Source organism: Neorhizobium sp. DAR64862/K0K3, assembly GCF_050500185.1.
In the GTDB taxonomy this organism is placed as follows: Bacteria; Pseudomonadota; Alphaproteobacteria; order Rhizobiales; family Rhizobiaceae; genus Neorhizobium; species Neorhizobium soli.
Window position 1 is genome coordinate 1133434 of the sequence record NZ_CP191449.1, and the last position, 22575, is coordinate 1156008.

Sequence of the window (22575 nt, forward strand, 5' to 3'; positions counted from 1 at the left end):
GGAGCCTCAGCCGGGAATGACGAAATCCGTCTTCCGGTAGCCCTGGATATAGAGGAGCGCGGTCAGGTCGCCGTGGTCGATTCGGATCTTGGCCTGGGCCGCAACGGTGGGCTTGGCATGGAGGGCAACGCCGGAGCCTGCGATGCCGAGCATGCCAAGGTCGTTTGCGCCATCGCCGACAGCAATCGTATCATCAGGGGTGATGCCGAGTTCGCGGGCGATCTCTTCCAACGCATCCACCTTGGCCTGTTTGCCGAGGATGGGTTCGGCGACTTCGCCGGTCAGGATGCCGTCTTCTTCGAGAAGGATGTTGGCGCGGTTGATGTCGAAGTCGAGCATTGCGGCGATGCGGCTTGTAAAGACGGTAAAGCCACCGGACACGAGTGCCGTGTACCCACCTTTCGTCTTCATCGTCGCGATCAGTTCCGGTCCACCCGATGTCAACGTGATCCGCTTCTCGATGACCTCATCGACGACGCGGATCGGCAGGCCTTTTAAGAGCGCCACCCGTTCTCTCAACGCCGGCTCGAATGCGATCTCGCCGTTCATGGCACGTGCCGTTATCGTCGCCACCTTGTCCTTCAAACCGACGACGTCCGCGAGTTCATCGATGCATTCCTGGCCGATCATGGTGGAATCCATGTCTGCGATGAGGAACGACTTGCGCCGGGTTTCCGCCTCCTGCACCACGACATCGATCCGCTCCTCGCCGATCAAGCCGCGAAGTGTTTCTTCCGCAGCCGAGAGATCGGTGCCGTCGCGAAGGGCGATATCGCAGGCGATCCCGTCTGCCAGCCAGTAGAGACCGGAGGCATTGACCGCCTTGGCGGCCCGTTCGGCGATGGCCGGAGTGAGAACGGGGTTTGACGGATGGGCAATGAGCGTGGCAACGAAAGCCATATGACCGACCTTATGCAAAATACTGATGCGATCCTGATAACCGGGCCAACTGCCAGCGGCAAGTCGGCGCTTGCCATTCGCATGGCACGCGAATGCGGCGGCGTCGTCGTCAACGCCGATAGCATGCAGGTTTACGACACGCTCAGGATCATCACCGCGCGTCCGTCAGAGGAAGAGACCGCGGACATCACCCATTACCTCTATGGGCATGTGCCGGCGACACACGCCTATTCGACGGGCGAATGGCAGCGGGACGTATCCGCACTCCTGCCGGTCTTGAAAGAACAGGGGCGGATTCCGGTCTTCGTCGGCGGCACGGGGCTGTACTTCAAGGCGCTCACGGGCGGTCTTTCGGACATGCCGGAGATTTCCCAGGATATTCGGTGCCGTGTGCGCTTGCGGCTCAAGGAGGAGGGACCGCAGGCGCTTCACTCGGAGTTATCGGCACGTGACGCGGCGGTTGCCGCCAATCTGAGGCCGATGGACGGACAGCGAATCCTGCGGGCACTGGAGGTGCTGGAAGAAACAGGCCGATCCATCACCGAGTTTCAGGGCAAGGCAGGCCCGGTCATCATCGATCCGTTGCGAGCGCGCAAAATCGTCGTTCTGCCGGATCGAAAAATCCTGCACGATCGTATCAATGCCCGCTTCGTCAAGATGCTGGATGGGGGCGCAGTCGAGGAGGTCGAATCGCTGCTCGCCTGCGATCCGGCCCCGGACCTGCCGATCATGAAGGCGATCGGCGTGCGGGAGATCGGCGAAATGCTCGCGGGACGGATGACCCGCGACGCGGTCATCGAGCGTGGCTCCGCGCTGACGCGGCAATATGCCAAGCGTCAGATGACCTGGTTCCGCAACCAGATGGACGAAAGCTGGGAGCGCCTCGCGACGTGAGGACGCTCGCTCGCGATCAGTCCTTGTCGTAGAGACTACTCAGCGGCTTCTTGAGAAGGCCATCGCGCAACGAACCTTCCCTTGGCGGAGCTTCGCGCCGCAGGAATGCGTTCGGACGCGGTTCCAGTGACGGCGAGCCTGGTCGAGGGGTCTCGGACGAAACCTGCCGACGAAGATCGGCGAAACGGTCGTGAATGGCGGGCGGGCGATCCGTGAGCCGGTCGGTCTGACGCTCCGCGGGACGCTCGGCAAAGCGCTCAACCGGCCTGTCGCGTTCCGGGAAGCGCGGTGCAAGCCGCTCCGCTGCACGCGGGGTCGGTAGCATGTCGGATCTGTAGGGTGCCAACGAGGGCGGTTCCGGCGAGCGCGGGGCAGGCGCATCGAGCGGCGGTATACCGCTGCCGATTTCACGCCGCCAGTCATTCAGTTCCGCGTCATCGGCGGACGGCACAGCCTGCCTGTCTTCGGGCGGGATCGGCAGACCTGCCTCCGGGGCGGGTGGATTGGCGGAATAGCTCTGCTGGAACGATGAGATTTCCGGCGCTGTGACCGAGCGCATGCGGGACACGATCGAACGCAAATCAACCGTGTCGGGCGTTTCTTCGCTGCCCTTGTTTGCAAGACTGTTGGTCTTTGGAAGATAGCGTTTCTCGACGCGTGAGAAGCGCATGCGCATGGGAACCGAGATGGCCTCGCCGAACGCGATTGCCTCGCCATTGCCGATCGACGACAGGAAGCTCGTCGTCGAGATCGACGAATTCGGGATCGCCGACTTGATGATGACCTGATCCCGCTCATTCGACAGGCGCATGGCAAACAGTGTCGAACACTGGGACAGGATCGTCTGGTCAAGCTCGCCTGGGCGCTGCGTGATGATGCCAAGGGAAACGCCGTATTTGCGGCCTTCCTTTGCAATGCGGGAGATGGCCTGCACGGTCGGTGCAAACCCGAGCTCCCGGTCCGCCGGTACGTAGCGGTGCGCTTCCTCGCAGACAACGAGCATGTGAATTGCGCCATTGCTCCAGAGCGCAAGCTCGAACGCCATGCGGCAGAGGATAGAGGCGACAGAGTTCACGACTTCCGATGGGATGCCGGCAAGCTGGAACGTCGAGATCGGCCGGTCGTCGCCGGGAATGCGGAAGATATGCGCGATCGTCTCCATGATCGTGTCTTGGATCGTGTTGTTGGAGAACATGAAATGGTAGCGCGGATCGTTGATCGCCGACGTGATGCGCATTTTCAGAGCGCGCAGGAACGGCTTGTCGGAGCGACCCTCCAGCCTGCCGAGCCGTTCGTCGATCAGGGCCAGCAGATCGGCCATGCGGTAAGGGACGGGCGTATCAGCGGTCAGCGAACTTTTTTCCGAAGCCGAGCGGCGCATCAGGCCCGAATCGCTGCCCTTGAAAGCGCGTTTTGCTTCCGGAATGAGGTCGCGCATGATGTCGAGCTCTTCGGGGATAGCCGGGCGGCCACGGAAAATGACTTCCGAGAATTCCTCAAGGCGCATCAGCCAGAAAGGCAGGTCGAGCGTGTCGGTATCGATAACGACCGCATGATCGGGAAAGGCTGCCGCAAATTCGTTGTGCGGATCGAGGATCAGAACGCGCAGCCGATGGTCGGCTTCGATCGCCTTGTGCAGGAGAAGCGAAACGGCTGTCGACTTGCCGACGCCGGTGGAGCCGACGATGGCGAAATGCTTCGACAGCATCGAAGGCACATGAATCGCCGCATCGATGCTCTCATCCTGGCTGAGCTTGCCGATCGTGCACGTATCGTTCTTGCCGGCATCGTAGATGCGCAGAAGGTCGGCCGAGCGGATACGATGGGCAATGGCGCCGAGATAGGGGTAGGCGGAAATGCCGCTCGAAAACTCTTCGCGGCCATCATGCCCGACACGGACCTCGCCGAGCAGCTCGACTTCGATGTGGAATTTCGTGTCTTCGCCTTCCGCCCACTGGCGTTCGCCAGATTGCATCGAATAGGCAAGCGCGACGACGCGGTTGCTGCCGACGGAAATGGAGATCAGCCGGCCGACGGACCAGAGTTCGGTGAGATCGGTGTCGCCATGCTCGGCGACAGCTGCGATCGTCGCATGCGAGCCGTTGCAGGCGACGACACGGCCCAGCATCCGGTTACCGATTTTCTGGGCATCGCGACGCTCTTGCTCCCCGGCAGAGATCGAACGGTGAAGGTCGTTGTTCAACAACAGTAACGGCCCTGCAAATGGGGTGGCAATCGAAAGGTGATATGGAGATCAGGTTCCTCCAATCTCGCGACTGTAGCCTTGCCGGCTTAACAACTTGTGTAGGACCTCGTGACTTTCGGCGTGAACTGCGAGCGATCTCAATGAGATGACGTTTTTGCTGACGGTCTGCGTTGACGAATGGGGCATATCCGGCTAACACTCACGGCCATGAAGATTTCGAACGCACTTATCGTGGTGGGAACGCGCATGGGCAGGACGGTGTAACCGTCCGGCGATAGCCACCCATGCGCGGAAAGACAGGCTCCTCAAGGGGCCTTTTTTTATGTCTTCAAACCGGCTCGGAGGAGCCGCCGGTAAATCCAGAAGTGAACGGATGACGATGATGACGGATACGAATAACAGGATGACGGGCGCAGAGATCGTCCTGAAGGCGCTCAAGGACAACGGCGTCGAGCATATTTTCGGCTATCCCGGCGGCGCGATCCTGCCGATCTATGACGAAATCTTCCAGCAGGATGACATCAAGCACATCCTCGTCCGCCACGAACAGGGCGCCGGCCATGCTGCCGAAGGCTATGCCCGTTCGACCGGTAAGGTCGGTGTCATGCTCGTCACGTCAGGTCCAGGCGCCACCAACGCGGTTACGCCGCTGCAGGACGCGCTGATGGATTCGATCCCGCTCGTGTGTCTGACTGGCCAGGTTCCGACCAACCTGATCGGCTCGGACGCCTTCCAGGAAGCCGATACGGTCGGCATCACGCGCCCCTGCACCAAGCACAACTGGCTCGTCAAGGACGTCGACCAGCTGGCTGGCGTCATCCACGAGGCGTTCCGTATCGCCCAGTCGGGCCGTCCGGGACCTGTTGTCGTCGATATCCCAAAGGATATCCAGTTTGCGACCGGAACCTACACGCCACCGGGCGCGACGCCTGCCAACAAGAGCTACGCGCCCAAGCTTGCCGGCGATATGCAGGCAATCGAGGCAGCCGTCCAGCTGATGGCTTCGGCCCGTCGGCCGATCCTCTACACAGGCGGCGGCGTCATCAATTCCGGTCCGGAAGCATCGCGTTTGCTGCGCGAGCTGATTGAGCTGACGGATTTCCCGATCACCTCGACGCTGATGGGGCTCGGCGCCTATCCGGCATCGGGCAAGAACTGGCTCGGCATGCTGGGCATGCACGGTTCCTATGAAGCCAACATGGCGATGCATGACTGCGACGTCATGGTTTGCGTCGGTGCGCGTTTCGACGACCGCATCACCGGTCGCCTGAACGCGTTCGCGCCGAACTCGCGCAAGATCCACATCGATATCGACCCGTCGTCGATCAACAAGAACGTTCGTGTCGAGATCCCGATCATCGGTGATGTCGGCCATGTTCTGGAGGAGATGGTCCGCCTGTGGCGCGCCCTGCCGCAAAAGCAGGACAAGGCGCAGATCTCCGACTGGTGGAGCGAAATCCAGAGCTGGCGGGGTCGCAAGTCGTTTTCCTACAAGAACTCGACCGACGTCATCATGCCGCAATACGCGGTCGAGCGTCTCTACGAGGCGACGAAGGGTCACAAGACCTTCATCACGACCGAGGTCGGCCAGCACCAGATGTGGGCGGCACAGTTCTTCGGTTTCGAAGAGCCGAACCGCTGGATGACATCGGGTGGTCTCGGCACGATGGGTTACGGCCTGCCGGCAGCTCTCGGCGTTCAGGTCGCGCATCCCGATGCGCTCGTCATCGACATTGCCGGCGACGCGTCGATCCAGATGTGCATCCAGGAAATGTCCTGCGCGATCCAGCACGATCTGCCGGTCAAGATCTTTATCCTGAACAACCAGTATATGGGCATGGTGCGCCAGTGGCAGCAGCTGCTTCACGGCAACCGTTTGTCGAACTCCTATACGGAAGCGATGCCTGACTTCGTCAAACTCGCGGAAGCTTACGGTGCTGTCGGCATGTATTGCGACGATCCGAAGGAGCTGGACGACAAGATCGCCGAGATGATCGCAATCCGGCAGCCAGTCATCTTCGACTGCCGTGTCGCAAACCTTGCCAACTGCTTCCCGATGATCCCGTCAGGCAAAGCCCATAACGAGATGCTGTTGCCGGACGAGGCGACCGACGAAGTTGTTGCAACCGCGATCGACGCCAAGGGCCGTCAGCTGGTTTGATCGGCGCATCTGGGGCGTCAGCGGAGGGCTGGCGTCCTGAACCTATCTCTGAGGAAACGGACCTGAGACCATGAATGCACATCAGCAGCCGACCGGTTCTGCCTACTTCTTCCAGCCCGAGACCGCCAAGGTCGAGAGCCACACGCTTTCGGTTCTCGTCAGCAACGAGCCGGGGGTTCTTGCCCGCGTCATCGGGCTTTTCTCCGGCCGCGGCTACAATATCGAAAGCCTGACGGTTTCGGAGACCGAGCATGAAGCGCACCTATCGCGCATCACCATCGTGACCAACGGAACGCCGACCGTGCTCGAGCAGATCAAGGCGCAGCTCGAGCGCATCGTGCCCGTCCACCGGGTTCTCGACCTAACGGTCCGGGCGCGCGATCTCGGCCAGGACCGGCCGATCGAGCGGGAAGTGGCATTGCTCAAGGTCGTCGGCCACGGCGACCAGCGGGCAGAGGCCTTGCGTCTCGCCGACGCGTTCCAGGCGAAGGTCGTGGACGCGACGATCGAGCACTTCATCTTCGAAATCACCGGCAAGTCGTCGAAGATCGATCAGTTCGTGGCGGTCATCAGACCTCTCGGCCTGATCGAGATCTGCCGCACGGGCATCGCCGCGATGAACCGCGGCTCGCAGGGCATGTAAGTGTCGGGCCGTGGCGCCGGGGATATTCCATTGCAAAAGGACTGGCTGCCGAAACCTGGAATGCGCATCGGTGCGACCTTCTATGTCCGGCAGTCCCAGCCCTTTTTGCGGCATTACTTCGGTGTCGAGGCGCTTGAACCGACGCTTCGGCCGGGAATCGGCGGGATCGTTCTGTGGGGCGGTCGCGCTCCGGCAAAGGCGGCGCGGCTGATTGCTGCGCTGCGCGGCCTGCCGAGCTGGTATCTCGAAGACGGGTTTTTGCGTTCGGTCGGGCTCGGCAAGCAAAACACGCTGCCGATTTCGATCCAGATCGACGACCTCGGCATGCCGGTGAGGGCCGCCGTTCCCTCGCGCCTGGAAAAGGTGATCGCGGCATCTGCCGACGATTGGGATGCTGCATCCCTGGGCAGTGATATCCGCACTGCGCTGGTGTCTGAAAAGCTGTCGAAATACAACAACCTGCCGCATCGGGAGCTGAAACTCGAGAGATCGCGGCGAAAGCGCATCCTTCTGGTTGACCAGGTGTTCGGCGATGTTTCGGTGCCGATGGCGGGCGGCTCGCCGGACAGCTTTTCGCGGATGCTCAAGGATGCGATCGGGAGCGGTGCTCAATGCGTGGTGCGCACCCATCCGGATGTGATGGCCGGTTTCCGCAAGGGCTATCTGACCGAACAGGCAGCGAAAGCGTCCGGCGTGATTCTCCTGTCGGATGCAGTCTCGGTTGCCTCCATTCTCGATGTGGTGGATGAAGTCTGGACGGTCTCGAGCCAGTTCGGGCTGGACGCGCTCCTGCGCGAAAAGCCGGTGCGGTGTTATGCCGGTCCGTTCTATGCGGGCTGGGCCCTGACCGAAGATCACCTCGGTGAGGGCGCGCAGGCCACGCTGTCTCGTCGGACCGCCCGTCCCACCATCGATCAGCTGGCAGCGGCAGCCTTCGGCCTCTACCCGGTCTATCGCGACACGAAGAGCTTTGCCGAAATCGACGTGTTTACCGCGATCGAGACGCTCGTCGCCGAGCGTCGTCAGCTAGACCTCGACTAGAGCATTTCCAGCGGCTGCTTGCGTTCCGGCGGCGGGAAGGCGGCGTCGAGCACTTCCCAGTCCTCGTCGCTGATCTCAAGGTCCGCAGCACCGGCATTTTCCTCGACGCGCGACGCCGTCGAGGATTTTGGAATCGCGATCACCTTATCCCGCTCCAGCAGGAAAGCGAGCGCCACCTGTGCCGGCGTTGCCTGGCAGGCTTTGGCGATGCGGATCAGTTCCGCATTGCGCAGGATCCGTCCCTGTTCGATCGGGGAATAGGCCATGACCGGGATGTCGTGCTCCTGGCACCAGGGCAAGAGATCGTATTCGATGCCGCGGCGCGACAGATTGTAGAGAACCTGGTTGGTCGCGCAGTTGCGTCCATCCGGCACCTCCATCAGTTCCTCCATGTCGGCGATGTCGAAATTGGAGACACCCCAGGCGCCGATTTTGCCGTCGCGGCGCAGAGCCTCGAACCCGGCGACGGTTTCTTCGAGCGGATGCTCGCCGCGCCAGTGCAGGAGGTAGAGGTCGAGCCGATCCGTTTTCAGGCGTTCGAGACTGGCCTCGCAGGCCTCGATCACACCGCGGCGGCTGGCATTCCAGGGATAGACCTTGCTGACCAGAAACACCTCGTCGCGTCGGCCTTCGATGGCTTTTCCTGTCAGCTCTTCCGACGCGCCTTCGCCATACATTTCCGCCGTGTCGATCAGCGTCATGCCAAGGTCGAGGCCGCGGCGCAGACTTTCGATCTCGGCGTTGGCGTCGTTCGGGGACTCGCCCATCTTCCAGGTTCCAAGACCAAGCGCTGGAACCGAGATGCCGGAGGGCAGGGTGACGGTTGGAATATCGGGCATCTTCGACCTCGCTGATGAGTGATCTGATGTCAGATAAGGCGCTCTGCCGTGATGCCAAGCCTCCGGTTCGTCCGGTGGCGGCAAAGGCTTGCCGGGCATGAGGAAGGCGCATACGCTGAACCGACGACGACAACGTTTGCATCTCCTCGATGCGGACGTTGGCAAAGGTATCCCGCAGCGATCATGAGGTCCCGCCATGCACGAAGATCACGAGACCGATCACCACGACCACCATGGCCACGCTCACGGTCACGGTCACTTTCACGACCACGACAACCGCTACACCGACATGCAGGCGCGGGTAAGGGCGCTTGAAACGGTGCTGGTCGAAAAGGGCCTGATTGACCCGAAAGCGGTCGATGCGATCGTCGAGACCTACGAGACGAAGATCGGGCCGAAGAACGGCGCCCGCGTGGTAGCGAAAGCGTGGAGCGATCCGGCATTTGCAGACTGGCTGAAGGCAGATGCGACGGCGGCGATCGCCAGCCTCGGCTATGCCGGTCGTCAGGGCGAGCATATGCGCGCCGTGTTCAACACCGTGGAGACCCATAACCTCATCGTCTGCACGCTCTGCTCCTGTTACCCGTGGGCCGTGCTTGGCCTGCCGCCGACCTGGTACAAGGCGCCGGCCTATCGCTCTCGTGCGGTCATTGATCCCAGGGGCGTGCTCGCCGAATTCGGCCTCACGCTTCCCCAGGAGACAAAGATCCGCGTCTGGGATTCGACGGCGGAACTGCGCTACCTCGTCATTCCGGAACGGCCTGACGGGACGGACGGGCTGGACGAGCAAGCGCTTGCCGCACTCGTCAGCCGCGACGCGATGATCGGCACGGCGGTCGCAGGAGTGCCATCATGAACGGCCCGCACGACCTCGGCGGCCAGATGGGGTTCGGCCCGGTGGCGCCTGACAGCAACGAGCCCTATTTCCATGCGGACTGGGAACGCCGCGCGCTGGGCCTGACGCTGTCCTGCGGTGCATTTGGCGCGTGGACTATCGATGAAAGCCGGAATGCGCGCGAGAATATCCCGCCGGCAAGCTATCTCTCGGCCAGCTACTACGAGATCTGGACCCGGGCGCTGGAAGTGCTTCTGGAGCGGCACGGTTTTGCGACCGGCGCGGAAATCGCCTCGGGCACCAAACAGAGCGAGCCGGCAGTGCCCAAACGCATCCTGAAGGCCGAGATGGTTGCGGGCGTGCTTTCCAAAGGAGGTCCGTGCGACCGGCCGTTGGAGACAAGGCCTGCCTTTGCAACGGGTGACCGTGTCCGCACCAAAAACTTCAATCCGGAGACCCATACGCGACTGCCGCGTTACGCACGCGCAAAGGCCGGCGTGGTCGAGGCAGTACAGGGCGCTTTCGTGTTCCCGGATGACAATGCCCATGGCAAGGGCGAGAACCCGCAATGGGTCTATACGGTCGTATTCGACGCGTCAGAAATCTGGGGTGAGGGCGCCGATCCGACTCTGACGGTCTCCATCGATGCCTGGGAGAGCTATCTTGAGCGTGACTGAAACTCGATGCGATAGCAAACCCGACCTTGCGCAATCGCCGGGCTTGCCGGTGTCACCGGAGGGTGATCCGGTATTTCCCGAGCCCTGGGCAGCCGAAGCATTCGCGCTGACCGTGCACCTGCACGAGCGCGGCGTGTTTACGTCGGCCGAGTGGGCGGCGTCTCTGTCGCACCAGGTCCATCAGCCCAGCAGAGCAGATGATGGAAGCGACTATTTCGACTGCTGGGTGGCAGCCCTTTGCGACGTGCTGGCACAAAAACAGGTCGCCGACGAAGCGACGATCCTTGGCCTGCAGCAGAGTTGGCAGCGTGCAGCGCAAGCCACGCCGCATGGCATGCCGATCGAGCTGAGGAACGATCCGCACCGACAGAGTTGACAACAGGCATCTTGAAAATACACATCAAGTGTGTATAGATAGTCCATGAAGAGTGGCGACATCATCTCTGCGTTGAAGGCTGATGGCTGGTACGAGGTCGCCAGGAAGGGCAGTCATGTCCAGTCCAAGCATCCAAGGAAGCTTGGTCGGGTAACTGTTCCTCACCCGAAGCAAGATATTCCAGTCGGAACGCTCAAGAGCATCGAGAAGCAAGCCGGACTAAATTTGAGGTAAGCCATGCGCAATTATATCGCACTGATTCATAAGGATGCCGACAGCGATTTCGGCGTTTCCTTCCCGGATTTCCCCGGTGTTGTCACCGCTGGTCGGGATCTGGATGAGGCGCGGCGTATGGCTGAGGAAGCGCTGGCGTTGCATGTCGAAGGACTGCTGGAAGATGGCGATGCTATTCCGGAACCGGCGTCGCTTGATGCCGTGATGGAGAACCAGGACAACAGGGACGGTGTCGCCATCCTTGTTTCGCTCAAGACCGAAGGCAAGAAGTCCGTTCGCATCAACATCACGCTTCCCGAAGACATGCTCGCGTCGATCGACGCTTTCGCCGAGGCGAATGGATTTACCCGATCCGGCTTTCTGGCCCGTGCGGCCAAGCATGAGATGGAGTCCGCCGAGTCGGGCAATGGCCGGAAGCGAGCGCTGGACGTCTGAACCAGCTTCCTCCATCCCCGGCTTCCATTCATCTTTCGTTCTTTTCAGTTGCGCTGACGGGCAGAATCCTGCCAAGTCGCGGCCATGCAATTTGCGCCGCAACAAGACGAGGCCTTGAAGGCCGTTTCGAAATGGCTGAAGGAAGGCCGTAGCCAGGTTTTCCGTTTGTTCGGGTATGCGGGCACGGGCAAGACGACGCTTGCCAAGCATTTCGCCGAGCATGTGGATGGCGACGTGCTGTTTGCCGCGTTTACCGGCAAGGCGGCGCAGGTGCTGCGGTCGCGTGGCGCGCGCAATGCCAAGACAATTCACTCGCTGATCTATCGCCCCCGTGGCGAGGAGGAGGTTGAAAACGAGGAAACCGGCAAGACTTCCGTGTCGCCGATGTTCTCGATCAACCGCCAGAGCCCGCTCACCAAGGCCGCTTTGATCGTCATCGACGAATGCTCGATGGTAGACGAACAGCTGGGGCGTGACCTCTTAAGCTTCGGCACGCCTGTTCTGGTTCTGGGTGATCCCGGCCAGCTGCCGCCGGTCACAGGCGGAGGGTTCTTTACCGAACAGGAACCGGATTATCTGCTGACCGATATCCATCGCCAGGCGCAGGACAACCCGATCATCCAGCTCGCCATGACCGTGCGCGAAGGCAAGGAGATCATGCATGGCGACTACGGCAAGGCGAAGGTAATTTCCCGCAACGAGGTGACGCAGGAACTGGTGATGGAGGCCGATCAGGTTCTGGTCGGAACCAACCGGACCCGCAAGCGCTACAACCAGCGCCTTCGCGAACTGAAGGGCTTTACCGCCGATTACCCACAGTCCGGCGACAAGCTGGTCTGCCTTCGCAACGATCAGGTCAAGGGCCTTTTGAACGGGTCTCTGTGGCAGGTGATGAGTTCGTCGCGAGAAACCGTCAAGCCCGGTATCAACCTGATGATCCGCCCGGAAGACGACGACATGGATCGCGGTGCAGCCAAGATCAAGCTGCTGAAGACTGCGTTTGAGAGCGACGAGGAAATTCCGTGGTCGACACGCAAACGCTATGACGAGTTCGATTACGGCTATGCGCTGACCGTCCACAAGGCGCAGGGTTCACAGTGGCAGAACGTCGTTCTGTTCGACGAGAGTTTTGCCTTTCGCGATACGCGGGAGCGCTGGCTCTACACGGCTATCACCCGCGCTGCCGAAACGCTGACGATCGTCCGCTAGAGCGGTTCAGTTGAGGACGACACCGGCCACCAGTGCCTTGGCGATTGCCTGAAAACGGTTGCTCGCCTCGAACTTGTCGATCAGCGCGATCTCGATTCGGCGCATTTCGTCGAGATCAATCTCAAGCTCGCGGGCTATCCTTGATGCGGAATATCCATCGCTCATCAACGACAGGCATCGGCGTTCGATATCGGCAAGCGGCGGACAGGCTGCACGCCGGCTGTTCTCGGTACGGTCGTCGGTGTCCTGTGACACCAGGGTCTCGATCTGCTGCATCTGCCGCCGGATCTGGGAGATCTCTGCGGTCATCTCCCGTTTGCGTTGTTGAAGTGCGGTACTGAAGATGTCGTCGGCCTTGGCCTGGCTGGCAGCTCCTGCCAGCTCCGACAGGAGGTCCTGGATCATCACGATGCCGATGCCGACCTCGCGGCAGGCCGTGATAACTGCCATGCGACGGATCTGATCTGATGCGTAAACCCGCATCGGGGCCGTTCCGCGTCCCGTTGCACGGCCTGCGACCAGCAGCCCTTTTTCCTCGTAGAAATGCAGTGTCCGGTGCGTTACGCCGAACAGGTCCGCCACGTCGGCAATCGGCACAGGCTGATCCGGCAGCTCGAACGGCAACTGGATTTGCGGGAAAAATCTGATCGCCAGGAATTCCGGCGACAACAGGCAGGAGGGCTGGGAACTCTGGCTCGTTGCATCAAACAGGTCGCTTCGCATCGGATCCTTCGGTCGCTAGCTGGTCCTGCTCGATTGCATCCACAGGCCGCTTTATGCGTCATGATGAGCGGATGATCTTCGGTAAAAGGAATGCGGACCCGATTGATCGTGACAGCAGAATTCGCCTCGCCGGCCTCATGTGCCGCATCTTGCCGACTTGGCGAATTCTGCATGAAGACAACGTACGTAAAGTTTTAACGATTACTACTCCGGATTTTTGTAGATTATAATATGCTTACGTATCGGAAAGATCTATTTTCTACGTAATGTTCCCAAAAGGTGGTCAACACGCTGCGCATGTCCTAAAAGCAGGCTGACATTTCTCGCTTCGGACGCTGCCATGACCACTACGCTCTCCGTCAATCTCAATGCTGTCGCCATGCTCCGCAATCGCCGCGATCTTCCGTGGCCAAGCGTTGAAGCTTTGGGGCGGATTGCGTTGCAGGCCGGGGCATCCGGACTGACGGTTCATCCGCGTCCCGACCAGCGCCATATCCGTTTTTCCGATCTGCCGGTTTTGCGCGCCCTGATCGACGACGAATTCCCGGATGCAGAATTCAACATCGAAGGCTATCCGAGCGAGGATTTTCTGGCGCTGTGCGAACGTATCCAGCCGGAGCAGGTGACATTGGTGCCTGACGATCCGGCCCAGGCGACGTCCGACCACGGTTTCGATTTCCGTGCGACAGGCGAAATGTTGAAGCCGATCGTGGCGCGCTTGAAAAAGGGCGGTATGCGCGTTTCGCTGTTTGCCGATGGTGACGGAGATGTCGAGGCAGTAAAGCTTGCCAAGGCGACCGGCGCGGACCGGATCGAACTTTATACCGGTCCCTATGGCGGCTGTTTCGACAATCCGGAACGCGGCATCGAGTTTCTCGAGCTGTTGGGAAGGACTGCGGATGCTGCATTGGCGCACGGCCTTGGCGTCAATGCCGGGCACGACCTGACGGTCGACAATCTCCCCGCGCTGGTGAAGCGCCTTCCGGCGCTTGCTGAAGTCTCGATCGGCCACGGGCTGACGGCCGATGCGCTGGAATACGGAATGGCCGAGACGGTGCGCCGTTTCTGCCGCGCCTGCGGTCAGACGATCTAACTGAACCCGCAGCCGCGGCTCTCTCTTCGACCATGAGGCTGTTAGCGTCTGGTGCCGTCACGGCAGGCTTGTCACGGCGTAAAGGCGACGGGTCGGATGCTGACCCCACGCGGCGCTATCGAGCGCCTGAATGCCTTGCATCAGGCGCTCCCTGCCTTGCACAAAAGGCAGATGGACAAAGTGCCGCAGTTCCGTTGACTGAGAACTTGATTAAGACCTGCATCATATTGCGCTGCAGCATTTCATTGTCATTCGTCATTCGGGGAAGCATCCATCGTGAGCAAGCATAGAGTTGTCGTCGTCGGGGGAGGTTTCGGGGGATTGCAAACGGTGCATGGGCTGAAAGGTGCCGATGCCGACATCACGCTCATCGATCGTCGCAACCATCATCTGTTCCAGCCGCTCCTCTATCAGGTCGCGACGACGGTGCTCGCCACGTCGGAAATCGCATGGCCGATCCGCAGGCTGTTCCGCGATCGGCGCGATGTCACGACGGTGCTCGATGAAGTTCTCGGGATCGACAAGGGTGCGAAGACGGTGAAGCTCGCGTCCGGCCGTATGGTGCCCTATGATACGCTGGTTCTCGCAACCGGCGCACGCCACGCGTATTTCGGCCGCGACGAATGGGAAAGTGTCGCGCCCGGCCTGAAGACGTTGGAGGATGCGACGACATTGCGCCGCCGCATCCTGCTCGCATTCGAGCGGGCAGAGATGGCGGAAAAGACGTCGGAGCTGGATTCCGAGCTGACATTCGCGATCATCGGCGCCGGTCCGACAGGCGTGGAAATGGCCGGCATGATCGCGGAACTCGCGAACAAGGTGCTGCCGAACGAATTTCGCAAGATCGACACGACCCGCACACGGGTGATGCTGATCGAGGCAGGTCCACGCGTGCTGCCGGCTTTCACCGAGGATCTGTCGGCTTACACGAAGACGGCGCTCGAAAAGCTCGGCGTCGAGGTTCATACCGGCAAGCCCGTCACCGCGATCACCGAGGAAGGCGTCACCGTTGGCGACGCGTTCATTCCCTGCAAGACGGTGATCTGGGCAGCCGGTGTTCAGGCATCGCCCGCAGCGCGCTGGATCGGCGCGTCGGCGGACCGGGCAGGGCGCGCCGTCGTCGGTCCGGATCTGTCAGTCCCGGAGCAGCCCGAGATCTTTGTCATCGGCGATACCGCGCTGGTCTCGCAGGATGACGGCAAGCCGGTGCCCGGCATCGCGCCGGCCGCCAAGCAGCAGGGCGAGTACGTCTCGAAGGTCATCAAGACGCGGCTCGCCGGCAAGCCTGTGCCCGCGGCGTTCCACTATCGCCACCAAGGCAGTCTCGCAACCATCGGCAAGCGTGCGGCGGTGATTGATTTCGGCAAGTTCAAGCTGACCGGCGGACTTGCCTGGTGGATCTGGGGGCTTGCCCATATCTACTTCCTGATCGGCACGAGATCACGCGCCGCCGTCGCCTGGAGCTGGCTGTGGATTTATCTGTCCGGCCAGCATAGCGCGCGGCTGATCACCCAGAAGGAAACGCTGAAGGACGAGTCCTGATCGTCTGGCAGGGTATGGATCCTCGGGCGTGATCCAAGGATCCAAGCACGATCTCAGACATCGGCGCGTGGTACGTCCGTCAGATCGAGTTCCCAGGTCTGGCCGACGCATTCCGGGCCGAACATCGCATGTCTCTCCTCGGCGACAAGCGTGAAGCCGGTGGCCTCGTAGATGTGGAGGGCAGCCTTCAGCACGTCATTGGTCCACAGCGACAGCTTGGTATAGCCTGCCGCCTTCGCGAAGGCGATGCAGTGCTCGACAAGGGTCCTGCCAAGGCCGAGGCCACGGCCTGCAGGATCGACATAAAGGACGCGCAGCTTGGCGATGTTTTCGCCAGCGTCAGCGACCAGAACCGAGCCTATGCGCTGTCCGTCTCTTTCGGCAATCCAGCACCGCTCCCTGTCCGGATTGAAGTTCTGGATGAACCGTCCCGCCACCTCGGCGACGAGACCTTCGAACCGGTCGTTCCACCCGTATTCCCGCGTATAGGCAACCGCCTGCGCCTCAATCAGCCAGCCCATGTCGCCGGTTCGGTGTTCACGGATCACGACCGGTGCCGTGGAGCGCTCTGTGGTTGCCAGGATGCCGTGGATGGTAGCCATCGCGGTGACCAGTCTGTCTCGATCACCGTCGCTGACGCCGGAAAGCTCGCGGGCGATCTGCGCTCTCGATCGCGTGCCGAGCATTTCGTATTCCGCTTTCCCCGGCGCGGTAATCGTCAGGATTTGACTGCGCCGGTCCAACGGGTCGGGTTCGCTCTCGAGAAAGCCTGCTTCGCGGAATTTCTTCAGGATGCGGCTGAGATAGGCAGGATCGAGCCCGAGTTCACGGTTGAGCTCGGTGGCCGAAATCCTTTGGCGCGCACCGATCTCGTAGAGGATACGCGCTTCCGTCAGCGTGTGGTCGGTATCGAGGTATCCCTTTGAAAGCACGCCGAGCTTGTTGGTGTAGAAGCGGTTGAAGGCGCGGATTGCCTCGAAGGTCTCTGCTTTAGACATGATGATCCTCCCATTCAGGAGGATAGATGTTCCGGTATTTAGTTGACTGAGTCAACTAAATACCGGAACTAGGTCGCCTGTTGTCTTACGCGGTGAGGTCGGCCTTGCGGCTGTCGAAATAGGACGCAAGCGATTGGGGCTTTGCACCCGTCAGCGTCTCGTAATCGTCGGTCACCAGATCGAAGTTGCCCGCCCTGATATTGGCATCGGCGGATACGAGCATCTTGATCAGGAAGTCGGGAAGCCCCGCATTGGCCATTCCGCCCGCAAGTTGCTCCTCGGTGACCTTGACGACCGCAAGCGTCTTGCCTGTGACCTTCGAAACCAGTGCTGCGATGTCGTCCGCGCCGAGGCTTTCCGAGCCCGTCAATGTCACCGTCCTGTTGCCGGCCGGGGGATTGGCGAGCGCTGCTGCGGCGGCGCGGGCGCAGTCATCGCGTGAGATGTTGGAAAGCTTGCCGTCGCCCATGGCCGTGTACCAGGTGCCGGTCGCGAGGTTATGCGGCATCGACATCAGATAATTGTCGCCGTACCAGGCGTTGCGCAGGATCGTGTAGGACAGCCCCGTCGCCTTGATGGCCTCCTCGGTGCCGAGATGATCCGGCGCGAAGCTCACCAGCGATCTGTCCGGGTTCGGCATCGATGTGTAGAGGATGTGCTTGACGCCGGCCTTTTCAGCAGCGGCAACGGCAGCCTTGTGCTGCTTGAGGCGACCGCCCGGCGTGGCGAGATCATCGGTCGAGATGATCAGCACGCGATCGATCCCTTTGAACGCCTCTACCAGCCCGGCTTCGTCGGTGAAATCCGCCTTGCGGGTTTCGATACCCTTGGCCGCAAGCTCCGACAGTTTGGACGGATCGCGGCTTGCGGCAACGATATCGCCTGCGGAAACCTTCGATGTCTCCAGGAGGTGATGAAGAACGGCGCGGCCGAGCTGACCGGCGGCACCGGTGACGAGAAGTTTGGTCATCCTGCGTTTCCTATCTTTGTAAGTCTCAAAAAGAGACTAACACTAGAATAGGAATTGACGACCTCCTGTAAAGGAGGCAGTTTTGAGGGAGATCGTTACCAAAAGGGAACCACCGCAATGGCCGTTACCGCACGCAAGCCGACGCTGGCTGAGCAGCCCTGTGACACGTCGACCTGGGATGCCGGGAACTGTCCGGTCCGGGACGTGATGAACCAGATCGCAGGCAAGTGGTCGACGCTCATTCTTCAGGCGCTTTCGGAAAAGCCGTACCGGTTCGGCGAGCTGCGGCGGCTTGTGCCCGATATTTCCCAGCGGATGCTGACGCAGACGCTGCGGGATCTGCAGCGCGACGGTTACATCGATCGGCAGGTGTTTCCGACCAAGCCGCCAAGCGTCGAATACCGGATGACGCCGCTAGGCTACTCGCTGTTTGAACCACTCTCGGCAGTGCTTGCGTGGGCGGCAAGCAACCACGCCAACGTCAGGGCGGCACGGTCGAAGTTCGACGCGGGCGATCTTCGCTAACACAAAGGGCGGCCCGAAGACCGCCCTTGTCATTGCACTATACCAAACGGATTAGGCGTCGAGCGATGCCATGTCGATGACGAAGCGGTAGCGCACGTCGCTCTTCAGCACGCGCTCATAGGCTTCGTTGACGTCCTGGATCTTGATCATCTCGATTTCCGAAACGATGTCGTGCTTGCCGCAGAAATCCAGCATGTCCTGGGTTTCCTTGATCGAGCCGATCATCGAACCCGACAGGCTCTTGCGGCCCGGGATCAGCGAGAAGGCATGAACCGGGATCGCATGCTCCGGTGCACCGACAATGACCATCGAGCCGTTGACCTTGAGCAGGCCGAGATAGGCGTTCCAGTCGATCGCCACGCCGGCCGTGCAGATGATCAGATCGAATGTGCCGGCAAGCTTGGTGAAGGTTTCCGCGTCGCTCGTCGCGTAATATTCCTTGGCGCCGAGCTTCAGGCCGTCTTCCTTCTTGGAGAGGCCCTGCGAGAGGACGGTGATATCAGCGCCCATCGCGGAACCGATCTTGACACCCATATGGCCGAGACCGCCCATGCCGACGATCGCGACCTTCTTGCCAGGGCCAGCCTGCCAGTGGTGGAGCGGCGAATAGAGCGTGATACCGGCGCACAGCAGTGGAGCGGCAGCGTCGAGCGGAAGATTGTCCGGGATCGACAGGACATAGCCTTCCTTGACGACGATGTGATCGGAATAGCCGCCCTGGGTGGCCGCATTGCCGTTCAGCGTATCGACATCGTTATAGGTCTGGACGAGGCCTGGCATATACTGCTCGTTGTCGACATCGCGCGCTGCGCAGCCGACGCAGCTATCGACGAAGCAGCCGACGCCGACGCGGTCGCCGACCTTGAATTTGGTGACGGCCGAACCGACGGCGGTAACGATGCCGGCAATCTCGTGACCGGGAACGATCGGATAGACGGCGTTCTTCCACTCGTTGCGGACGGTATGGATGTCGGAATGGCAGATGCCGGCGAATTTGATATCGATCACCACGTCATCTTCTTTCGGCTCGCGGCGCTCGAAGGTAAACGGTGTGAGCGGCTTGGTGGCGTCGGTCGCGGCATAGCCTCGTGCAATAGCCATGGAAAACTCCATTCATTTTCAGTTGAAATCAACTGCCGGACTATGCCGATCCGTCGTCACAAGCGTTAGATCGATCCTGCAAGCTTCTTGCACGATCCTACAAATTCCGTTTTCGGATACTACCTCTGTCTTGTGCCTGATATGGATTTGCCATGTCAGTGCCGGAACGCGCGACGGTGGTGAGACTTCATGACAATTTCCTTCATGCCCTATCAGGAACTGACGGCACTCGCTGCCCGGCATGCAGTCGAAGGCAATGATGGCACGACTGCGATCGAAGGTTTGCGGCTGCACCGATGTTCGGCTCCAACCGCGCCGCTTCATACGGCCTATTCTCCCAGTTACACGCTGGTCCTACAGGGCTCCAAGAGCCTGACGCTTGGCCGTGAGACGTATCGCTACGGCGTCGGCCAGTATCTGCTGACCTCGCTCGATCTGCCCGTCGCGTCCTGGGTGGTGGAGGCCAGCGGCGATATTCCCTACTACTGCCTCTGCCTCGATCTGAAGATGGAGCGGCTCCACGAATTGTTCGACCGTATCAACTTCCAGCCAGACTCTCTGGCAAGCGAGGGATACCGCGGGCTGACGGTCAACCATGCGTCGCCTGATCTGATCGATGCGACAACCAGACTGGTGCGGTTGCTCGATACACCATCCGATATCGCTGCGATGGTGCCGCTTATCGAACAGGAGATCTTCTACCGCCTGCTGACCTCGCCCGATGGGCCAAGGCTTGTCCATATGGCCATGTCGGAAACGCAGAGTTCCAGAATCGCACGCGCCGTCAGCTGGTTGCGATCAAATTTCCATCGTCCGCTCAAGATCGAGGATCTGTCGGATCACGTGGGAATGAGCCCGTCCTCGTTCCACCATCACTTTAAGGCCGTGACGGCTCTCACGCCTGTCCAGTTCCAAAAGCATCTCCGCCTTCACGAGGCGCGCCGGTTGATGCTGGTCGACGGGCTGGATGCAGGCAATGCCGGCCACCGCGTCGGTTACCAGAGCCCGTCCCAGTTCAGCCGCGAATATGGCCGTCTCTACGGCATGTCGCCGAGCCGTGACATCAGCGCAGTGCGTGAGCCGTCTGCCGGCTGATCGCGGTTGAGGCGGGTGAGCGCGACTTCTCTCTTGCTTTGCAAAGCCAATTCCTTCCGCATCTTATTCACAGGACCCGCCAGAAGAACTTGACGGACATGTGAAATCATTTATACCGGCAGAACCGTACCGTACGGTACTTCAGAGGTGAGCCGTGAGAACCGAAACCGCAGACATGCCCGACTTTTCGCCGCGCCAGAACGAGGTTCTGGAGCAGGCGCTGCGTCTGCTCGTCGAAGGCGGTGAGAAAGCACTCACCACATCCGGGCTTGCACGCGCTGCAAGCTGCTCGAAGGAAAGCCTCTACAAGTGGTTCGGCGACCGCGAAGGCCTGCTGGCCGCGATGATCGCCCATCAGGCCGCCAAGGTCCGCACGTTCGAGCGGTCCGGCGAGCGGCTGAGTGCCGAGCTTTTGCGGGATCATCTCGAACTTTTTGCACGCGATCTGCTGGAGGTTTTATCCGGCGATGTGTCGCTGGCGCTCAACCGGCTGGCGATCGGCCAGTCGGGACCGGGTGCCGGGCCGAACGGATCCAAGCTCGGCAAGCTGCTGGTCGAGCATGGCCGTCGCCAGATCGATCGTCGCGCCATGGCGCTGATCGATGCGGGCAAACGGGTAGGGCTCCTGCGGTTCGACAACGCGGATGCCGCCTATCATACGCTTTACGGCCTGATCGTCTCCGACCTGCATGTCCGCATGCTGCTCGGCGAACCCGGGCTGAAGGATACTGCACGTCAGGCGGAAAGAGCCATCGATGCCTTTCTGTCGCTGTATCGCACCGAGAAACAGCCGCTGGAGGTGTCACGCACCTCCGCGGCCCGCTAATCATCAACAACAGTTACGTTCATAGGGAAGGAACATACGATGCGCGTTTATTACGATCGGGATGCTGATCTCAATCTCATCAAGTCCAAGAAGGTTGCCATCATCGGTTACGGTTCGCAGGGTCGCGCCCACGCGCTGAACCTGAAGGACAGTGGTGCCAGCAATGTCGTCATCGCCCTGCGTGCCGATTCGCCGACCGTCAAGAAGGCCGAAGCCGATGGCTTTAAGGTCATGACCGTTGCCGAAGCTGCCGCCTGGGCAGATCTGATGATGATGGCGGCTCCCGACGAGCTGCAGGCAGACATCTACAAGGCCGACATCGCCGGCAACATTCGCGACGGCGCTGCCATCGCTTTCGCCCACGGCCTCAACGTCCATTTCGGCCTGATCGAGCCGAAGGCTTCCGTCGACGTCGTCATGATCGCACCAAAGGGCCCGGGCCATACGGTTCGTGGCGAATACCAGAAGGGCGGCGGCGTTCCTTGCCTCGTTGCCATCGACCAGAACGCGTCCGGCAATGCGCTTGAGATCGCTCTCTCCTACGCTTGTGGCGTTGGCGGCGGCCGGTCCGGCATTATCGAGACCACGTTCAAGGAAGAGTGCGAGACCGATCTGTTCGGCGAACAGGCTGTTCTCTGCGGCGGTCTCGTCGAGCTCATCCGCGCCGGTTTCGAAACGCTGGTCGAAGGCGGCTACGCGCCGGAGATGGCCTATTTCGAGTGCCTGCACGAAGTGAAGCTGATCGTCGACCTGATCTATGAAGGCGGTATCGCCAACATGAACTACTCGATCTCCAACACGGCCGAGTGGGGCGAGTACGTCACCGGTCCGCGCATCATCACCGCCGAGACAAAGGCCGAGATGAAGCGGGTTCTGACCGATATCCAGACTGGCAAGTTCACGTCCGACTGGATGCAGGAATACCGTGCCGGTGGCGCCCGCTTCAAGGGCATTCGCCGCATGAACGACAAGCACCAGATCGAGGAAGTCGGCACCAAGCTTCGCGCCATGATGCCCTGGATCGGCAAGAACAAGCTGGTTGACAAGGCCGTCAACTAAGCGATTGTTGCAGATTGAAACGGAGGCCGGAGCCAAAAGCTCCGGCCTTTCGCATTTCTGGGTGACGTCGAGCGGGTGAAGTCGCCGGTCGAGGCTCCCCGGTCAACCATTGCTTAAGCAAGTTCTGCGATTCTCTCTCGCAGTTCGGATCGATCCTGATCCAGTTTAGCGTATTGGGTGGGCGTCTCGTGAG

Annotated in this window: 23 protein-coding genes; 16 read left to right on the top strand and 7 right to left on the bottom strand. The window is 60.7% G+C overall.

Annotated elements, in window-relative coordinates; translation table 11 throughout:
- Positions 1-6: 6 nt before the first annotated feature.
- Positions 7-900 (bottom strand): phosphoserine phosphatase SerB, encoded by an 894-nt coding sequence (serB, locus tag ACQY1L_RS05560; protein ID WP_430243220.1) that lies wholly within the window; start codon positions 898-900, stop codon positions 7-9.
- Between serB and miaA the strand changes: the two genes are divergently transcribed.
- On the top strand, positions 901-1794 hold the full coding sequence (gene miaA / locus ACQY1L_RS05565; RefSeq protein WP_430243222.1) for a tRNA (adenosine(37)-N6)-dimethylallyltransferase MiaA: 894 nt from the start codon (positions 901-903) through the stop codon (positions 1792-1794). It begins immediately after the preceding gene.
- A gap of 16 nt (positions 1795-1810) precedes the next feature.
- Here the strand turns inward: miaA and ACQY1L_RS05570 are convergent, their stop codons facing one another.
- Entirely contained in the window at positions 1811-4000 is a 2190-nt protein-coding gene (locus ACQY1L_RS05570) for a helicase HerA domain-containing protein (RefSeq protein WP_062581035.1), read from the bottom strand.
- A 382-nt stretch (positions 4001-4382) separates the two neighbouring features.
- Here ACQY1L_RS05570 and ACQY1L_RS05575 point away from each other — a divergent pair, with 382 nt between their 5' ends.
- From ACQY1L_RS05575 to ACQY1L_RS05585, 3 genes are all read left to right on the top strand, one after another.
- Entirely contained in the window at positions 4383-6161 is a 1779-nt protein-coding gene (locus ACQY1L_RS05575; RefSeq protein WP_082471955.1) for an acetolactate synthase 3 large subunit, read from the top strand.
- A 70-nt stretch (positions 6162-6231) separates the two neighbouring features.
- Entirely contained in the window at positions 6232-6804 is a 573-nt protein-coding gene (ilvN, locus tag ACQY1L_RS05580; RefSeq protein ID WP_062456299.1) for an acetolactate synthase small subunit, read from the top strand.
- Between the two features lie 30 nt (positions 6805-6834).
- Positions 6835-7845 (top strand): capsular biosynthesis protein, encoded by a 1011-nt coding sequence (locus ACQY1L_RS05585; RefSeq protein WP_430243225.1) that lies wholly within the window; start codon positions 6835-6837, stop codon positions 7843-7845.
- Here ACQY1L_RS05585 and ACQY1L_RS05590 read toward each other — a convergent pair.
- Complete coding sequence (locus ACQY1L_RS05590; RefSeq protein ID WP_430243227.1) at positions 7842-8684, bottom strand: aldo/keto reductase; 843 nt, start codon at positions 8682-8684, stop codon at positions 7842-7844. The two genes, ACQY1L_RS05585 and ACQY1L_RS05590, sit on opposite strands and share 4 nt — an antisense overlap.
- Before the next feature lie 196 nt (positions 8685-8880).
- Here ACQY1L_RS05590 and nthA point away from each other — a divergent pair, with 196 nt between their 5' ends.
- The 6 genes from nthA to ACQY1L_RS05620 all read left to right on the top strand — a co-directional run bounded on the left by nthA (position 8881) and on the right by ACQY1L_RS05620 (position 12450).
- Positions 8881-9540 carry a nitrile hydratase subunit alpha gene (gene nthA / locus ACQY1L_RS05595; RefSeq protein WP_430243229.1) on the top strand — a complete coding sequence of 220 codons (660 nt, stop codon included), beginning with the start codon at positions 8881-8883 and terminating at the stop codon, positions 9538-9540.
- Positions 9537-10196, top strand: coding sequence for a nitrile hydratase subunit beta (nthB, locus tag ACQY1L_RS05600; RefSeq protein ID WP_430243231.1), 660 nt, complete (start codon positions 9537-9539; stop codon positions 10194-10196). Before nthA ends, nthB begins: the two co-directional genes overlap by 4 nt.
- On the top strand, positions 10183-10572 hold the full coding sequence (locus tag ACQY1L_RS05605; RefSeq protein ID WP_430243233.1) for a nitrile hydratase accessory protein: 390 nt from the start codon (positions 10183-10185) through the stop codon (positions 10570-10572). Before nthB ends, ACQY1L_RS05605 begins: the two co-directional genes overlap by 14 nt.
- A 45-nt stretch (positions 10573-10617) precedes the next feature.
- Entirely contained in the window at positions 10618-10806 is a 189-nt protein-coding gene (locus tag ACQY1L_RS05610) for a type II toxin-antitoxin system HicA family toxin (RefSeq protein WP_192077005.1), read from the top strand.
- Between the two features lie 3 nt (positions 10807-10809).
- Complete coding sequence (locus ACQY1L_RS05615) at positions 10810-11241, top strand: type II toxin-antitoxin system HicB family antitoxin (protein WP_192077004.1); 432 nt, start codon at positions 10810-10812, stop codon at positions 11239-11241.
- 84 nt (positions 11242-11325) lie between these two features.
- Positions 11326-12450: an ATP-dependent DNA helicase gene (locus ACQY1L_RS05620; RefSeq protein WP_062456323.1), complete on the top strand. Its 1125-nt coding sequence runs from the start codon at positions 11326-11328 to the stop codon at positions 12448-12450.
- A gap of 6 nt (positions 12451-12456) precedes the next feature.
- Here ACQY1L_RS05620 and ACQY1L_RS05625 read toward each other — a convergent pair whose 3' ends face one another.
- On the bottom strand, positions 12457-13173 hold the full coding sequence (locus ACQY1L_RS05625; RefSeq protein WP_430243236.1) for a MerR family transcriptional regulator: 717 nt from the start codon (positions 13171-13173) through the stop codon (positions 12457-12459).
- Between the two features lie 340 nt (positions 13174-13513).
- Here ACQY1L_RS05625 and ACQY1L_RS05630 point away from each other — a divergent pair, with 340 nt between their 5' ends.
- Together ACQY1L_RS05630 and ACQY1L_RS05635 are read left to right on the top strand one after the other, a co-directional pair.
- Complete coding sequence (locus tag ACQY1L_RS05630) at positions 13514-14266, top strand: pyridoxine 5'-phosphate synthase (RefSeq protein ID WP_325262629.1); 753 nt, start codon at positions 13514-13516, stop codon at positions 14264-14266.
- 276 nt (positions 14267-14542) lie between these two features.
- Positions 14543-15808 (top strand): NAD(P)/FAD-dependent oxidoreductase, encoded by a 1266-nt coding sequence (locus ACQY1L_RS05635; RefSeq protein WP_430243238.1) that lies wholly within the window; start codon positions 14543-14545, stop codon positions 15806-15808.
- Positions 15809-15861: 53 nt separating this feature from the next.
- Here the strand turns inward: ACQY1L_RS05635 and ACQY1L_RS05640 are convergent, their stop codons facing one another.
- Both ACQY1L_RS05640 and ACQY1L_RS05645 read right to left on the bottom strand, forming a co-directional pair.
- Positions 15862-16806, bottom strand: a complete 945-nt coding sequence (locus tag ACQY1L_RS05640; RefSeq protein WP_430243240.1) for a bifunctional helix-turn-helix transcriptional regulator/GNAT family N-acetyltransferase — start codon at positions 16804-16806, stop codon at positions 15862-15864.
- A gap of 85 nt (positions 16807-16891) precedes the next feature.
- Entirely contained in the window at positions 16892-17776 is an 885-nt protein-coding gene (locus ACQY1L_RS05645) for an SDR family oxidoreductase (protein ID WP_430243242.1), read from the bottom strand.
- 117 nt (positions 17777-17893) lie between these two features.
- On the opposite strand from ACQY1L_RS05645, the gene ACQY1L_RS05650 reads away from it, so the two are divergent.
- Positions 17894-18301, top strand: a complete 408-nt coding sequence (locus ACQY1L_RS05650; protein ID WP_113110634.1) for a winged helix-turn-helix transcriptional regulator — start codon at positions 17894-17896, stop codon at positions 18299-18301.
- Between the two features lie 51 nt (positions 18302-18352).
- On the opposite strand, the gene ACQY1L_RS05655 is transcribed toward ACQY1L_RS05650, so the two are convergent.
- Positions 18353-19402 (bottom strand): NAD(P)-dependent alcohol dehydrogenase, encoded by a 1050-nt coding sequence (locus tag ACQY1L_RS05655; RefSeq protein WP_430243244.1) that lies wholly within the window; start codon positions 19400-19402, stop codon positions 18353-18355.
- A 189-nt stretch (positions 19403-19591) separates the two neighbouring features.
- On the opposite strand from ACQY1L_RS05655, the gene ACQY1L_RS05660 reads away from it, so the two are divergent.
- The 3 genes from ACQY1L_RS05660 to ilvC all read left to right on the top strand — a co-directional run bounded on the left by ACQY1L_RS05660 (position 19592) and on the right by ilvC (position 22382).
- Positions 19592-20497, top strand: coding sequence for an AraC family transcriptional regulator (locus ACQY1L_RS05660; protein ID WP_062456341.1), 906 nt, complete (start codon positions 19592-19594; stop codon positions 20495-20497).
- Between the two features lie 175 nt (positions 20498-20672).
- Complete coding sequence (locus ACQY1L_RS05665; protein ID WP_062581008.1) at positions 20673-21323, top strand: TetR/AcrR family transcriptional regulator; 651 nt, start codon at positions 20673-20675, stop codon at positions 21321-21323.
- Between the two features lie 39 nt (positions 21324-21362).
- On the top strand, positions 21363-22382 hold the full coding sequence (gene ilvC / locus ACQY1L_RS05670) for a ketol-acid reductoisomerase (RefSeq protein WP_062456348.1): 1020 nt from the start codon (positions 21363-21365) through the stop codon (positions 22380-22382).
- The last annotated feature ends 193 nt before the right edge of the window (positions 22383-22575 follow it).

Bases quoted from the DNA above. Each gene is read 5' to 3' on its own strand.
- ACQY1L_RS05575 (WP_082471955.1), top strand. From the start codon at position 4,383: ATGACGGATACGAATAACAGGATGACGGGCGCAGAGATCGTCCTGAAG.
- ACQY1L_RS05650 (WP_113110634.1), top strand. From the start codon at position 17,894: ATGGCCGTTACCGCACGCAAGCCGACGCTGGCTGAGCAGCCCTGTGAC.
- ilvC (WP_062456348.1), top strand. From the start codon at position 21,363: ATGCGCGTTTATTACGATCGGGATGCTGATCTCAATCTCATCAAGTCC.
- ACQY1L_RS05645 (WP_430243242.1), bottom strand. From the start codon at position 17,776: ATGACCAAACTTCTCGTCACCGGTGCCGCCGGTCAGCTCGGCCGCGCC.
- ACQY1L_RS05590 (WP_430243227.1), bottom strand. From the start codon at position 8,684: ATGCCCGATATTCCAACCGTCACCCTGCCCTCCGGCATCTCGGTTCCA.
- ACQY1L_RS05615 (WP_192077004.1), top strand. From the start codon at position 10,810: ATGCGCAATTATATCGCACTGATTCATAAGGATGCCGACAGCGATTTC.
- ACQY1L_RS05625 (WP_430243236.1), bottom strand. From the start codon at position 13,173: ATGCGAAGCGACCTGTTTGATGCAACGAGCCAGAGTTCCCAGCCCTCC.
- ACQY1L_RS05640 (WP_430243240.1), bottom strand. From the start codon at position 16,806: ATGTCTAAAGCAGAGACCTTCGAGGCAATCCGCGCCTTCAACCGCTTC.
- ACQY1L_RS05630 (WP_325262629.1), top strand. From the start codon at position 13,514: ATGACCACTACGCTCTCCGTCAATCTCAATGCTGTCGCCATGCTCCGC.
- nthA (WP_430243229.1), top strand. From the start codon at position 8,881: ATGCACGAAGATCACGAGACCGATCACCACGACCACCATGGCCACGCT.
- serB (WP_430243220.1), bottom strand. From the start codon at position 900: ATGGCTTTCGTTGCCACGCTCATTGCCCATCCGTCAAACCCCGTTCTC.
- nthB (WP_430243231.1), top strand. From the start codon at position 9,537: ATGAACGGCCCGCACGACCTCGGCGGCCAGATGGGGTTCGGCCCGGTG.
- miaA (WP_430243222.1), top strand. From the start codon at position 901: ATGACCGACCTTATGCAAAATACTGATGCGATCCTGATAACCGGGCCA.
- ACQY1L_RS05660 (WP_062456341.1), top strand. From the start codon at position 19,592: ATGACAATTTCCTTCATGCCCTATCAGGAACTGACGGCACTCGCTGCC.
- ilvN (WP_062456299.1), top strand. From the start codon at position 6,232: ATGAATGCACATCAGCAGCCGACCGGTTCTGCCTACTTCTTCCAGCCC.
- ACQY1L_RS05610 (WP_192077005.1), top strand. From the start codon at position 10,618: ATGAAGAGTGGCGACATCATCTCTGCGTTGAAGGCTGATGGCTGGTAC.
- ACQY1L_RS05620 (WP_062456323.1), top strand. From the start codon at position 11,326: ATGCAATTTGCGCCGCAACAAGACGAGGCCTTGAAGGCCGTTTCGAAA.
- ACQY1L_RS05655 (WP_430243244.1), bottom strand. From the start codon at position 19,402: ATGGCTATTGCACGAGGCTATGCCGCGACCGACGCCACCAAGCCGCTC.
- ACQY1L_RS05665 (WP_062581008.1), top strand. From the start codon at position 20,673: ATGCCCGACTTTTCGCCGCGCCAGAACGAGGTTCTGGAGCAGGCGCTG.